Genomic DNA, 13,256 nt, shown 5'->3' on the forward strand with positions numbered 1-13,256 from the left:
GTCAGGGCGTGCCACTCTTGCGGAGGTCCGGGGGCATGAGTACACGTACCCCGAATAGCGCGATCAGGGATGAGGATGATCAGCTTATCCAGCGGTTCCTGGACGCCTTGTGGCTGGAAGACGGTCTGGGCGAGAAAACCCGTGCCGCCTATGGCAGTGATCTGCGCCAGCTGTCTCACTGGCTGGCGGAGCGGCCAGCAGCCCCTTTACTGCAGCAAGCCGGTCGCGACGACCTGCTGGGCTGGATATCCGCCGCTTTTGTCGAGGGTCGCAAGAATGCCACTGCGGCCCGTCGCCTGTCGGGGCTCCGGCGTTTCTTCCGCTATCTGCTACGGGAGAAGCTGATTGCGGAAGACCCCACCTTGCGGATCGAAAGTCCTCGCCTGTCCCGCCGCCTGCCGGATTCACTGTCGGAAACCGATGTTGAGGCGTTGCTCGATGAGCCTCTGGGTGACCGGGTTCAGGACGAGCGCCTGGAGCTTCGGGACCGGGCCATGTTGGAGATCCTCTACGGTTGCGGGCTGCGGGTGACCGAGCTGGTGTCCCTGAGGGTGGATCAGGTCAACCTGCGCCAGGGTGTGGTCCGGGTTACCGGCAAGGGCGACAAGGATCGCCTGGTCCCGCTGGGGGAAGAGGCGATTGACTGGTTGCTGCGTTACATGAATGAAGCCAGAAGTGATTTGCTGAGGGGACGCGTCAGCGATGACCTGTTTCCCGGCAACCGGGGCAGTGCCATGACGCGCCAGGCGTTCTGGTACCGGGTCAGGCATTACGCCCGGCGCGCCGGCATCGCGAAAAAACTGTCGCCACACACACTGCGCCATGCTTTTGCCACCCACCTGCTGAATCATGGTGCTGACCTGCGTGTGGTACAGATGCTGCTGGGACATGCGGATCTGTCCACCACCCAGATCTATACTCATGTGGCGCGCCAGCGTTTGCAGGATCTGCACCAGAGCCATCATCCCCGGGGTTGATCATCCACGCCCGGGAGTTTCGCAGAGTTTATCCGCTGAACTTTTTCCTCCCGCCTCAGTCACATTAGGGTTATCGGGCAATTGCCTCGGTACCACGGCTCTGATTTACTGAGGCCCCGATTGACACCCATTCACTTCTTTTACCCAGTACGCAGGAATATTCATGAGTCACATTTTCTTCCGATTGTTGCCAGCCCCGGCAGCCGGTCTGATCGCCGGTCTGGCGTTGTGCCTGTTGGCTTTTGTCCCCGCCGTTCATGCGGCAAGTCCCGAAGAAACCATCACTGAACGGCTGAACCAGTCGGTTCCCGGTCTGAGGGTTGATGATGTGTCGGAGTCGGCGGTACCGGGGCTGTATGAAGTCCGGACCAACAACCGCGACATGATCTACGCCACTGAAGACGGCGAGTACATTATTGCCGGTGAACTGTTGCAGCTCACCGACGAGGGTGTGGTCAACGTTACCGAGCAGGCCAGGGCCGGCGAGCGGGGCGAAACCATGGCGGCTTACGGCGAGGAAGGACTGATCACTTTCAAGGCGGACGAGGAGCAGGCCGTGGTGGATGTGTTCACCGATATCGATTGTCCCTATTGCCGCAAGCTGCATGACGAAATGGATCGTCTTAACGAGCTTGGTATCACCGTAAACTACTATGCCTTTCCTCGCTCGGGGCCTGGTACCCCCTCGTTCCGTAAATATGAGTCGGTGTGGTGTGCGGATGACCCGCAGGCTGCCATGAGCCAGGCCAAAGCCGGTGAACAGGTTGAGGAAATCACCTGCGAAAACCCGGTGGCCGAGCAGTATCGCCTGGGTCAGCAGGTGGGTGTGACCGGTACGCCGGCGATCCTGCTGGAAGATGGCGAGATGATTCGTGGCTACGTACCGGCAGAGAAGCTGGCCGAAGGCCTGGGGTTGCTGTGAGCTGCCACGGGTAATGGCACGGCCGGTGCTGTTCTGAGCCTTGCTAATCGGTATACTATGCGCGCTATTCATTTAACGGGCATTGAGGTGGCAGCTTGAAAGAAGTCAGGGTCGGAATCTGCGGATTGGGAACCGTCGGTGGCGGAACGTTTAACGTGCTGGCCAGGAATGCCGGCCTGATTTCCGGTCGTGCTGGTTGCAGTATCCGGACCGCACGAGTGGCGACACGTACCTGGCGGGATGATATCGACCTGGGAGATATTCCCTTCAGTACCGATATCATGGATGTGGTCAACGATCCGGATGTGGATATCGTCGTCGAGCTGATCGGTGGCTATGAAGCCGCCCTGGAGCTGGTTCTGGCTGCCATTGCCGGGGGCAAGCATGTGGTCACCGCCAACAAGGCGTTGATTGCTGTCCACGGTAACGAAATCTTCGAGGCTGCCGACAAGGCCGGCGTGGTGGTTGCCTACGAGGCCGGCGTTGCCGGGGGTATTCCGGTCATCAAGGCCATTCGTGAAGGTCTGGCGGCCAACCGCATTGACTGGCTGGCCGGCATCATCAACGGCACCGGCAACTTCATCCTCACCGAGATGCGCAAGGGCCGGGCGTTCAACGAGGTGCTGCAGGAAGCCCAGGACCTGGGCTACGCCGAAGCAGACCCCACCTTCGATGTGGAAGGGGTGGACGCCGCCCACAAGCTCACCATCATGGCCTCCGCCAGCTTCGGGGTGCCGCTTCAGTTCGAGCGTGCCTACACCGAGGGCATCTCCCGTCTGACTCCCTATGACATTGCCCATGCCGAATTGCTGGGCTATCGCGTCAAGCACCTGGGCATTGCCCGTCGCCGGGAAGGCGGTATCGAACTGCGGGTTCACCCCACCCTGGTTCCCCGTAGTCACCTGATTGCGCAGGTGGACGGTGTGCTCAACGCTGTTCTGGTGGATGGCGATGCCGTGGGCCAGACCATGTATTACGGGCCGGGCGCCGGTGACGAGGCGACCGCCTCCGCGGTGATTGCGGACATCGTCGATGTGGCCCGGACCATCCAGGGAGGCGGCGCAGGCCGCGTGCCTTATCTGGGCTTTGCGCCGGATGCCATCGAGAATCTGGAAGTGCTGCCCATGGAGTTCACCCAGTCAGCCTACTATCTGCGTATCCAGGCCCTGGACCGTCCGGGTGTGCTGGCGAAGGTGGCTTCCATTCTCAGTGAGCATGGCATCAATATCGAATCCATCATGCAGAAGGAATCCGAGGTCCATGACGGTCGGATTCCGGTGATTATCCTTACCCACACGGTGCAGGAACGTCAGGTCAACCAGGCTATCGAGGATCTGGAAGCCCTGGATGAGGTGGACGATCAGGTTGTCCGCATCCGCGCAGAAAACTTCAACTGACAGGTAACCACGTGAGATACATCAGTACACGGGGCGAAGCTCCGGCCCTGGGCTTTGAAGACGTTCTTCTGACCGGTCTGGCGACGGACGGGGGGCTCTATGTGCCGGAGTCGCTACCGCATTTCAGCCTGGAGGAAATCCGCAGCTGGCGTGGCCTGTCCTACAGCGAACTGGCGTTCAAGGTCATGTATCCGTTCGTGGACGATGCCATTCCCGAGGTGGATTTCCGCCAGATGCTGGAGGAAACCTACGACGTATTCGCCCACAAGGCCATCGCGCCACTGGTTCAGCTGGATGTCAACGAATGGGTGCTGGAGCTGTTCCGCGGCCCGACCTTGGCGTTCAAGGATTTCGCCCTGCAACTGCTTGGCCGCCTGCTGGACTATGTACTGGAAAAGCGTGGCGAGCATGCGGTAATCATGGGCGCCACTTCCGGTGATACCGGCTCTGCCGCCATCGAGGGTTGCCGCCGTTGCGAGCACGTGGATATTTTCATCCTGCATCCCCACGAGCGGGTTTCCGAGGTACAGCGCCGGCAGATGACCACTGTGCCCGGCGACAATATCCACAATATTGCGGTGAAGGGCAATTTCGATGACTGCCAGCGCATGGTCAAGGCCAGCTTTGGCGACCAGTCGTTCATGGGGGGCAAGGTCCGTCTGGCGGCGGTGAACTCCATCAACTGGGCCCGGATCATGGCCCAGATCGTCTATTACTTTCAGGCGTCCCTGTCACTGGGTGGCCCGGACCGCTCCATGGCGTTCTCGGTACCCACCGGCAACTTCGGAGACATCTTTGCCGGTTACCTGGCAAAGAAAATGGGCCTGCCCATCTCGCAACTGGTGATCGCCACCAACCGCAACGATATTCTGCATCGCTTCATGAGCGGCAATCGGTATGAGCAGCACCAGCTGGAGCATACCCTGTCGCCAAGTATGGATATCATGGTGTCGAGCAACTTCGAGCGCCTGCTGTTCGACATGCATGGACGCGATGGCGCTGCCGTCAAGCTGCTGCTGGAGAATGCCGCCAAGGGGCCGGTGAGCATTGAGGACTATCGCTGGCGCCATGCCCGCAAGCTGTTCGACAGTGAGTCGGTGGACGACAAGACCACCTGCGAGACCATCCGCCAGGTGTACGATGACAACGAATACCTGCTGGACCCCCACACCGCCATTGGCGTAAGGGCAGCCCGGACCTGTCGCCGGGACAGCAGTGTGCCAATGATCACCCTGGGCACCGCGCACCCGGCCAAATTCCCGGATGCCATTGCCGCGGCCGGTCTGTCGGTCAGGCCGGAGCTGCCGCCCCATATGGCGGACCTGTTCGAGCGGGAAGAGCGCTACACCGTGCTCGAGAACAATCTGACCGCAGTTCAGGACTTCATGGCAAAGCACTGGAAATACGCCTGATGCACCCGGAGGGGGTCGCCCCTTCCGGCCACCACTGAGTGTCTATGACTCCCAAGAAAATTCTGCGCCGCCCCGGCTCTGATACCAATCAGGACGACTGGGGCAGTGACCTGCCGCCGTTACTTCGTCGACTCTACGCCTCACGGGGTGTGTCTTCCGATGCCGAGCTGAGCTATACCCTGAAGCACCTTGCGTCTCCCATGCAGTTGCGGGGAATCGACCGGGCCGTGGAGCTGCTGGCGGATGCCATCGAGCACCAGAAAAAGGTTGTGGTTCTCGGCGACTTCGACGCGGACGGCGCCACCAGTACGGCGGTGGCCATGCTTGGGCTTTCCATGCTGGGTTTGGGCCAGATCGATTTCCGTGTGCCCAGCCGTTTCGCCGACGGCTATGGCCTGACCCCTGGCATCATTCACCGCCTGGTGGAGGAGGGTGATACGCCAGACCTGCTGGTGACCGTGGACAACGGCATCTCGGCCCACGAAGGCGTGCGCGCCGCCCGTGAAGCCGGCATGAAGGTGGTGGTCACCGATCACCACCTGGCGGGCGAGAGTCTTCCGGAAGCGGATGCCATCGTGAATCCAAACCAGCCCCAGTGTCCCTTCCTGAGCAAGAATGCCGCCGGGGTCGGGGTGATGTTCTATGTGCTCACCGCCCTGCGCAAGCACCTGCGGGAGCAGGGCAGGCTGCCACAGCCGGAACCTAATCTCGGTACCCTGCTGGATCTGGTGGCCCTGGGCACGGTGGCGGATGTGGTGCCTCTGGATCACAACAACCGCATTTTCGTGGAGCAAGGCCTGCGCCGCATCCGGCAGGGTCTGGCCCGGCCGGGGATCCTGGCACTGCTGGAAGTGGCCGGTCGCGATCACACGGTGATCAGCTCCACCGACCTGGGCTTCGTGGTGGGCCCGCGCCTGAATGCCGCCGGGCGCCTGGACGACATGAGCATTGGTATTGCCTGCCTGCTGGCGGATGACCCCGATGAGGCCATGCATCTGGCCCGGGAGCTGGATACCTTCAACCGGGAGCGGCGCACCATCGAACGTGACATGAAGGCCCAGGCTCAGGAGTTGCTGGCCTCCATGTCACTGGACCTGGAAGGCCTGCCCTGGGGGCTGGCGCTGTTTGATCCGGATTGGCACCAGGGGGTGATCGGTATCCTGGCGGCCCGTATCCGGGAACAGACCCACCGGCCGACCATTGCGTTCGCTCCGGACGAGGAGGGTCAGCAGCTCAAGGGGTCGGCCCGCTCCATCCCCGGCCTGCACATCCGTGATGCCCTGACCGTGGTCGACGCCCGTCACCCGGGCCTGCTGAAAAAATTTGGTGGTCACGCCATGGCCGCCGGCATGACCATCGCCAGCGATGACCTGGCGCGCTTCAGCAAGGCCTTTGACGAGGCGGTAAGGGATGCGTTGACGGAAGACGACCTGGAGGCGGCCATTGTGACCGATGGCCCGTTGAGCCCTGCTGAATTGTGCCTGGAGACGGCCCATTTGCTGAAACGCGCCGGGCCCTGGGGCCAGCATTTCCCGGAACCTCTGTTCGATGGCGACTTCCGGGTGATCAGCCAGCGTATCGTTGGCGAGAATCACCTGAAACTGGTGCTGCAACCCGTGGACGGCCGCGATGCGGTGGATGGCATTGCGTTCAATACCGGGCCAGAGGTGCCGGATTTTACCCGCAGCGGCGCCCGGGTGGTCTACAAGCCGGATGCCAATACCTTCCGCGGGCGTACCAGCCTGCAATTACTGATTGACTATCTGGAGCCGATTTAGCCCCTCTCCCTTGAGGGGAGAGGGGTTGGGGTGAGGGTGGAGACCCCCGACTCCGTCATTCGACTTGGCGCCCTTTGCGGGCGCTCCCCCTCACCCTGACCCTCTCCCTCCAGGGGAGAGGGGACGCATGCCGCTGGTAGGGTGCGCTATCACGGTTTCGGAATCACCCGCTCCCGCACGAAAACGATCAGTATCGCCACCAGCGTGAGTACCGGCCAGGACCCGGTCAGCATGAACGGGGTGTTGCCACTGGCCGTGCGAACCTCGCCGTCCATCACCGACCGCTCGAACTGGGGGATGCGCTCCGTGATCTGGCCCTTCTGGTCAATGACCGCGGTTACCCCGTTGTTGGTGCCCCGCAGCATGTAGCGCCCGGTTTCCAGGGCCCGCATGCGGGCCATCTGCAAGTGCTGGTGAGGGCCGATGGAGTCCCCGAACCAGCCGTCGTTGCTGATGGTCACCAGCATATTGCCACGACGGGCATTCATGGCCACGAAATCCGGGTAGGCCACCTCGTAGCAGATGGCAGGTGTCAGCCGTGCCTTGCCGGCTTCCAGTGGATGCTGGTATTTAGGCCCGGCGCTGAAGCTGGACATGGGCAGATCGAAGAATCCGATAATGCCCCGCAGCCACTGCTCCAGCGGAACATACTCGCCGAAAGGCACCAGCTTTTGCTTGTGGTAGACGCCTTCACCCGGCTCGCCAATGGCCATGATGGAATTATGGAAGGTGTAGTCCTCCCGGTCGGCACTGTAGGTGTACCAGGGGATACCGCTGATCAGCGTGCTGTCCTCGCCCAGCCTGGACTGGATGTGCTCGATGATCGGCCCGGCCTGGTCCTGGGTAATGGGAATGGCCGTTTCCGGCCAGAGAATGATATCCCGGTTCCAGTTATCCTCTGTCAGCTCCAGATAGATCACCAGTTGATCCCGCAGGAAATCCGGGTCCCATTTTATCTGCTGGGGGATGTTGCCCTGCATGGTGGCGAAACTCAGCGTCTCTTCAGACACTTCGGTCCACTGAATGCGGTTCAGCGCGGGCCCGGCCAGCCAGATCGCCAGGGTGCAGGCGCCGACTATCGCCGCCCGGGATCGCTGCCTGGCCTGAAGTAGCCAGTAGAGACCATACAGGGCGGCACCGGTGGCGGTTACCACAAGGGTAATGCCGTGAACGCCGGTGACCGGCGCCCAGCCCGCCAGGGGCCCATCCACGTGCGCGGTGCCCAGGTAGGACCAGGGGAACCCGGTAAGCAGCCAGCCCCGGATCCAGTCCGCCAGTACCCACACCGCAGGGAACAGGATCAGCCGTCGGACCTCGCTGTGCTTCGCCAGCTTGCCCCAGAACCAGAAGGCCAGGCCGTGCACCAGGGCGAGTCCTGCCACAAACAGAACCATCAGCGTCACCGCAATGGGGATCGAGGTGTTGCCGTGTTCGCTGATGCTGATATAGATCCAGGTAACGCTGGATGCAAACAGCCCCAGGCCGGTCATCCAACCGGCCAGGAACAGGTGTCGCGACGCCAGGGGCAGGGCGGCAAATACGATCAGGGCGGTGGACAGCGGCCCGATCCACCACCATTGCCAGGGCGACAGGGTCAGCGTCTGAAGTGCGCCAGCCAGCACCAGAAGCAGGTAGTTGAGCCAGCGTGGCGTTCCGGCCAGCGGATTACTCGACATCGTCCCTCGTCACCTGCAGCAACCGGATGACCCGGTTGTCGGCGTTGGCAATGGTAAAAGTGAAGCCATGGAAGCTGATGGTCTCGCCCCGGCGGGGCAGGTGGCCGAATTCCTTGAGCACGATGCCGCCAATGGTATCGAACTCCTGCTGATCCATTTCGGTACCAAAAAATTCGTTGAAGTCTTCTACCGAGGTCATCGCCTTGATAGCCCAGGAACCATCACCGTGGGGCTTGATGTTGGTTTCCTCGTCGAAGTCGTGTTCGTCCTCGATCTCACCCACAATCTGCTCAAGCACGTCCTCGATGGTGATCAGGCCGGCGGTGCCGCCATACTCGTCGACCACGATGGCCATGTGGTTGCGGGTTTCCTTGAATTCCTTGAGCAGCTGATTGAGGCGTTTGCTCTCGGGCACGAAGGTAGGCGGACGCAGAATCTCGCGGATACGGTTCCAGTTCAGGTCATTGTTCAGGGCCAGTGGCAGCAGATCCTTCGCCAGCAATACGCCGATGACGTCGTCCTGGCTGTCGCCGATGACCGGGAAGCGGCTGTGGGCCGAGTCGATGATTTCCTTGAGGAAGGATTTGGGCTCCTGAGCCCCCTTCACGGTCACCATCTGGGAGCGGGGTATCATGATTTCGTCGACACGCATGTCAATGACCTGCATGGCGCCTTCGATGATGCTCATGGCATCGCTGTCGATAATATTATGTTCTTCGGCATCGCGAAGAATCCCCAGCACGTCCTCGACGGACTCAGGCTCGCTGGAGAAAGCCTGGGATATTCGCTCCAGCCAGGACTTGTTGCCCTGGCCGCGACTCGACTGATCGTCGCTCATGAGTGTGGTTCCGATTCCTCTGTCTGGTAAGGGTTGCTGAAGCCAAGTGTGGCCAGCAGCCGGATTTCCAGGGCTTCCATGACCCCGGCCTGGTCATCTTCAATATGGTCGTAACCCTGAAGATGCAACAGGCCGTGGATCACCATGTGGGCCCAGTGTGCTTCGGGTGTCTTGTTCTGTTCCGTGGCCTCGCGGGCCACCACCGGCGCGCAGATAACCAGATCGCCAGCCAGAGGGACTGTTATACCGGCTGGCGCTTCAAATGGGAAGGACAGCACATTGGTGGGCTTGTCCTTGCCACGAAACTGGTGGTTCAGGGCACGGCTCTCGGCCTCGTCCACCAGGCGCAGGGTGACCTCGGAATCGTCAGGCTGCTGCCAGCCGGCTTGCGCCCAGCGGGTCAACTCATGGTCTGTGGGCAGGTCATCGGTGTCGATGATCCGCTGGATGTCGACGGTCAGCTGGCTCATGTGGGAGTGCTGTCGCCAAAGGCGTCGTAGGCTTCAACAATACGTTGCACCAGCGGATGACGAACCACGTCGGCGGATTCGAAGCGGGTAAAGCCGATGCCGGAGACCTGGCTCAGTACGCTGGCAGCGTGGATCAGTCCCGAGTTCTGTCCCCGGGGCAGGTCCACCTGGGTGGTGTCACCAGTGATTACCGCGGTGGAGCCGAAGCCGATCCGGGTCAGGAACATTTTCATCTGTTCGCGGGTGGTATTCTGACTTTCGTCCAGAATGATGAAGGAATTATTAAGGGTCCGTCCGCGCATGAAGGCCAGCGGGGCAATTTCGATCACGCTTTTTTCGATCAGACGGGTGACCTGCTCGAAGCCCAGCATTTCATACAATGCGTCGTAGAGGGGGCGCAGGTAAGGATCCACTTTCTGGGCCAGATCGCCGGGCAGGAAGCCCAGTTTCTCGCCCGCCTCTACCGCCGGTCGTACCAGCAAGATGCGTTTGACCTGTTCGTCTTTCAGGGCTTCCACGGCGCAGGCCACGGCGAGCCAGGTCTTGCCGGTACCGGCGGGGCCGATGCCGAAGTTGACGTCGTGGTTGCGGATGTTGTGGACGTATTTCTGCTGGTTCTTGCCCCGGGGCCGGGCCTGGAGTTTCGGGGTTTTGATGACGATCTGGTTGCCGTCCCACTCGGCGGCTTCCGGCAGGCGTTCGAAGCCGGATTCGCGGATGAACAGGTGGACGGTTTCCGGGCTGATGTCGTCGCTGGCTTCGGTTTCCCGATACAGGTGACGGATGACCTCGGTGGCGGCGGTGGCGTTTTCCGGCTGGCCTTCGATGCGGAAATGGTGACCACGGCGGCCTATGCGGACGTCCATGCGGCGTTCGATGTGCTTCAGGTGTTCATCAAACTGTCCACACAGGACGGTCAGCCGGCGTTGGTCGGCTGGGCTCAGATCGAATTGTCGGGCTTCGGTGGTTGTAGTCAATCTTTCCTCTGGTTCGGTTTGGGGGTTGGGCCGTGGTGCCAGTCCCGGCATTCAGTATAGCTCTTCGTTGACTGGCAAACCCCTCAGGGAGTTTGGTAAAGCTTCCTTGATTTCCACATCGATAAAGTTTCCCACCACCTCGGGATTGTCGTGGCGGAAGTTGACGATGCGGTTGTTCTCGGTGCGGCCGGCGTATTCGCCCGGGTCTTTCTTGGACAGACCGGTGACCAGGATGCGCTGGGTGGTGCCGACCATCTTGCGGCTGATGTCCATGGCCTGCTGGTTGATGCGCTGCTGGAGGATCGACAGGCGCTGCTTCTTGAGGTCCATGGGCGTGTCGTCCGGCAGGTCAGCCGCCGGTGTGCCCGGGCGGGCGCTGTAGACGAAGCTGAAGGAGACATCAAAACCGATGTCGTTGATCAGCTTCATGGTGTCTTCGAAGTCTTTTTCGGTTTCACCCGGGAAGCCGATGATGAAGTCGGACGAGAAGCTGATATCCGGGCGGATCCTGCGCAGGCGGCGTAGCTTGGACTTGTACTCCAGTGCCGTGTGGCCGCGCTTCATGGCCGCCAGGATGCGGTCGGAGCCGCTCTGTACCGGCAGGTGCAGGTGGCTGACCAGTTCCGGTACCCGCTCGTAGACGTCGATCAGGGCATCGGAGAATTCCACCGGGTGTGAGGTGGTGTAACGGATGCGGTCGATGCCGTCGATGGTGGCGATGACTTCGATCAGCTCCGCCAGGTCCATGGCGTCGCCGTCATGGGTTTCGCCCCGGTAGGCGTTGACGTTCTGGCCCAGCAGGTTGACCTCGCGGACGCCCTGGCCGGCCAGGTGGGCCACTTCCACGATGACATCGTCCACCGGCCGGCTGACTTCCTCGCCACGGGTGTAGGGCACCACGCAGAAGGTGCAGTACTTGCTGCAGCCTTCCATGATGGACACGAAGGCGGAGGGACCATCAGCCCCGGGGTCCGGCAGATTGTCGAACTTCTCGATTTCCGGGAAGCTGACGTCCACGACACCGACGCCATTACCCTTGGTCTTGATCTCGGTGATCATGTCCGGCAGCCGGTGCAGGGTCTGGGGGCCGAAGACCATGTCCACGTAGGGCGCGCGGTCGATGATGGCCTGGCCTTCCTGGCTGGCGACACAACCGCCCACGCCGATAATCAGCTCCGGCTTGTGCTTTTTGAGGCTCTTCCAGCGGCCGAGCTGGTGGAAGACCTTCTCCTGGGCCTTTTCCCGGATGGAGCAGGTGTTCAGCAGCAGGATGTCGGCATCGTCCGGCGTGTCGGTCATTTCCAACGCCTCGCCGGTTTTGAGCAGGTCCGCCATGCGCGCGGAATCATACTCGTTCATCTGGCAGCCGTGGGTCTTGATGTAGAGCTTCTTGGCCATGGGTCTCAACTAACGTGGTGAATTCGGCGCCTGCGGGACGCTGGCAGAATTGAACCGTGTATTATAACGGGGTGGCCACTTATCAACCACCGTTGTCTCGGTTAGTTGGTAGTCTGTTGTGGTAAACTTCGCCTTCTCCGATCCCGCCATGGGTTATAACAGCAGTAGACGACACCGCCATGACTCCGGAACGCCTTGCCCGAATCAAACAGATCCTGGACACCCGCCAGCCCGATATCAGCGTGCTCACGGACCAGGTCCACAAACCCCGCAACCTGTCCGCCATTATCCGCTCCTGCGATGCCTTTGGCCTGGCCAATATGCACGTGGTGTGGCCGAAGGAGGGCTTTCGCGCGTTCCGCAAGACGGCCGGCGGCAGCTACAACTGGGTGCGGACGCATACCCATCCCTCCATGGACGATGCCATGGCCTCGCTGAAGACCAGTGGCCACAAGCTCTACGCCGCACAGCTCTCGGACCGGGCCGTGGACTACCGCGAGGTGGACTATACGGTGCCCTGCACGGTGATCCTGGGCAATGAAGTGGACGGGGTCAGTGACAGGGCGTCAGACCAGGCGGACAAGCACATTATTATTCCCATGATGGGCATGGTGGAGTCACTGAACGTGTCGTCCGCCTGCGCCATTATCCTGTCCGAGGCCCAGCGTCAGCGCCAGCTCGCCGGCCTGTTCGACCAGCGTCGCCTGCCGGATGACGAGTACATGCGCCTGCTGTTCCAGTGGTGTCAGCCTACGGTCAAGCGCTACTGCGATGACCGCAAACTGCCATACCCGCCGATTGATCCGGAGACCGGGGAGTTAATCGACGGGGTGGGGTGGATGAATAAGGTACGGCGGCAGCGGCGTCCCGACCTGGTCAATGACTGACACCTGACGCCTACTGGTCTTCCAATCGCTTTCGAGCTTGGTATGGGGCTCGTCTCGTATCGAGTATAGCCACAACGCTGACCACTTCGTTTTCTAGATCGTAGTAGATTAGAAAGGGAAAACGTTTGGCCGGGCAGCAATAGTAGCTGAGCCGCTTTTCGTGAACGCCTGCGAAGAACTCAAGTGATTCGATATCGGTGGTAATGGAATCGAAGAAGTATTCCCCCAGTCCTTCCAATAATTCGTCATAGAACAGCGTGGCAGTGTCGATATCTCTGACAGCCTCGTCCGTGAGTCTTACTGTCCTGTGTTTCATGTTTTGGGGCCGCGCTCCTTCAATTGATCAAGATTCAGATAATTCACCTGGTTTTCCTGAATTCGAGAAGTGCGGCGCTGTAGTTCCTCAACATGCCATTCGGGTGAAGCCGGCAGCTCACTATCGCGGGTCAATGCATCCCAGAGCTGTTCCATGGCCCTGATTTTCTCAAGACTGGTCATGCTGTCGACGTTGTCCATGGCTTTGT

Annotated in this window: 13 protein-coding genes; 6 read left to right on the plus strand and 7 right to left on the minus strand. The window is 60.8% G+C overall.

Annotated elements, in window-relative coordinates:
- The first annotated feature begins 35 nt into the window (after positions 1-35).
- The 5 genes from xerD to recJ all read left to right on the plus strand — a co-directional run bounded on the left by xerD (position 36) and on the right by recJ (position 6,486).
- A complete protein-coding gene (gene xerD, locus IE079_RS07540) occupies positions 36-977 on the plus strand; it encodes a site-specific tyrosine recombinase XerD (protein WP_189575062.1) in 942 nt (313 codons plus the stop codon).
- A 163-nt stretch (positions 978-1,140) separates the two neighbouring features.
- The gene (locus tag IE079_RS07545; protein ID WP_189575064.1) at positions 1,141-1,899 is read left to right on the plus strand and encodes a thioredoxin fold domain-containing protein; all 759 of its coding nucleotides are present in this window, start codon (positions 1,141-1,143) and stop codon (positions 1,897-1,899) included.
- 95 nt (positions 1,900-1,994) lie between these two features.
- On the plus strand, positions 1,995-3,296 hold the full coding sequence (locus tag IE079_RS07550; protein ID WP_189575067.1) for a homoserine dehydrogenase: 1,302 nt from the start codon (positions 1,995-1,997) through the stop codon (positions 3,294-3,296).
- An 11-nt stretch (positions 3,297-3,307) separates the two neighbouring features.
- The gene (gene thrC / locus IE079_RS07555) at positions 3,308-4,708 is read left to right on the plus strand and encodes a threonine synthase (protein WP_189575069.1); all 1,401 of its coding nucleotides are present in this window, start codon (positions 3,308-3,310) and stop codon (positions 4,706-4,708) included.
- A gap of 44 nt (positions 4,709-4,752) precedes the next feature.
- Positions 4,753-6,486 carry a single-stranded-DNA-specific exonuclease RecJ gene (gene recJ, locus IE079_RS07560; protein ID WP_189575071.1) on the plus strand — a complete coding sequence of 578 codons (1,734 nt, stop codon included), beginning with the start codon at positions 4,753-4,755 and terminating at the stop codon, positions 6,484-6,486.
- Positions 6,487-6,635: 149 nt separating this feature from the next.
- Here the strand turns inward: recJ and lnt are convergent, their stop codons facing one another.
- The 5 genes from lnt to miaB are packed head-to-tail and all read right to left on the minus strand — an operon-like array spanning position 6,636 to position 11,845.
- Positions 6,636-8,162, minus strand: coding sequence for an apolipoprotein N-acyltransferase (lnt, locus tag IE079_RS07565; RefSeq protein WP_189575073.1), 1,527 nt, complete (start codon positions 8,160-8,162; stop codon positions 6,636-6,638).
- Positions 8,152-9,000, minus strand: coding sequence for a CorC family transporter (locus IE079_RS07570; protein ID WP_189575075.1), 849 nt, complete (start codon positions 8,998-9,000; stop codon positions 8,152-8,154). Before IE079_RS07570 ends, lnt begins: the two co-directional genes overlap by 11 nt.
- The gene (gene ybeY / locus IE079_RS07575) at positions 8,997-9,470 is read right to left on the minus strand and encodes an rRNA maturation RNase YbeY (RefSeq protein ID WP_189575077.1); all 474 of its coding nucleotides are present in this window, start codon (positions 9,468-9,470) and stop codon (positions 8,997-8,999) included. The genes IE079_RS07570 and ybeY overlap by 4 nt, the downstream gene beginning before the upstream one ends.
- Positions 9,467-10,447 carry a PhoH family protein gene (locus IE079_RS07580; protein WP_373296187.1) on the minus strand — a complete coding sequence of 327 codons (981 nt, stop codon included), beginning with the start codon at positions 10,445-10,447 and terminating at the stop codon, positions 9,467-9,469. The genes ybeY and IE079_RS07580 overlap by 4 nt, the downstream gene beginning before the upstream one ends.
- A gap of 51 nt (positions 10,448-10,498) precedes the next feature.
- Positions 10,499-11,845, minus strand: coding sequence for a tRNA (N6-isopentenyl adenosine(37)-C2)-methylthiotransferase MiaB (miaB, locus tag IE079_RS07585; protein ID WP_189575080.1), 1,347 nt, complete (start codon positions 11,843-11,845; stop codon positions 10,499-10,501).
- Positions 11,846-12,024: 179 nt separating this feature from the next.
- Here miaB and trmH point away from each other — a divergent pair, with 179 nt between their 5' ends.
- On the plus strand, positions 12,025-12,732 hold the full coding sequence (gene trmH, locus IE079_RS07590) for a tRNA (guanosine(18)-2'-O)-methyltransferase TrmH (RefSeq protein ID WP_189575081.1): 708 nt from the start codon (positions 12,025-12,027) through the stop codon (positions 12,730-12,732).
- A gap of 10 nt (positions 12,733-12,742) precedes the next feature.
- Here trmH and IE079_RS07595 read toward each other — a convergent pair whose 3' ends face one another.
- Entirely contained in the window at positions 12,743-13,048 is a 306-nt protein-coding gene (locus tag IE079_RS07595; protein ID WP_189575082.1) for a type II toxin-antitoxin system RelE/ParE family toxin, read from the minus strand.
- Positions 13,045-13,248 carry an addiction module protein gene (locus tag IE079_RS07600; protein WP_189575083.1) on the minus strand — a complete coding sequence of 68 codons (204 nt, stop codon included), beginning with the start codon at positions 13,246-13,248 and terminating at the stop codon, positions 13,045-13,047. The genes IE079_RS07595 and IE079_RS07600 overlap by 4 nt, the downstream gene beginning before the upstream one ends.
- Positions 13,249-13,256 lie beyond the last annotated feature (8 nt).

This window comes from Marinobacter zhanjiangensis, assembly GCF_014651935.1.
Taxonomy (GTDB): domain Bacteria; phylum Pseudomonadota; class Gammaproteobacteria; order Pseudomonadales; family Oleiphilaceae; genus Marinobacter; species Marinobacter zhanjiangensis.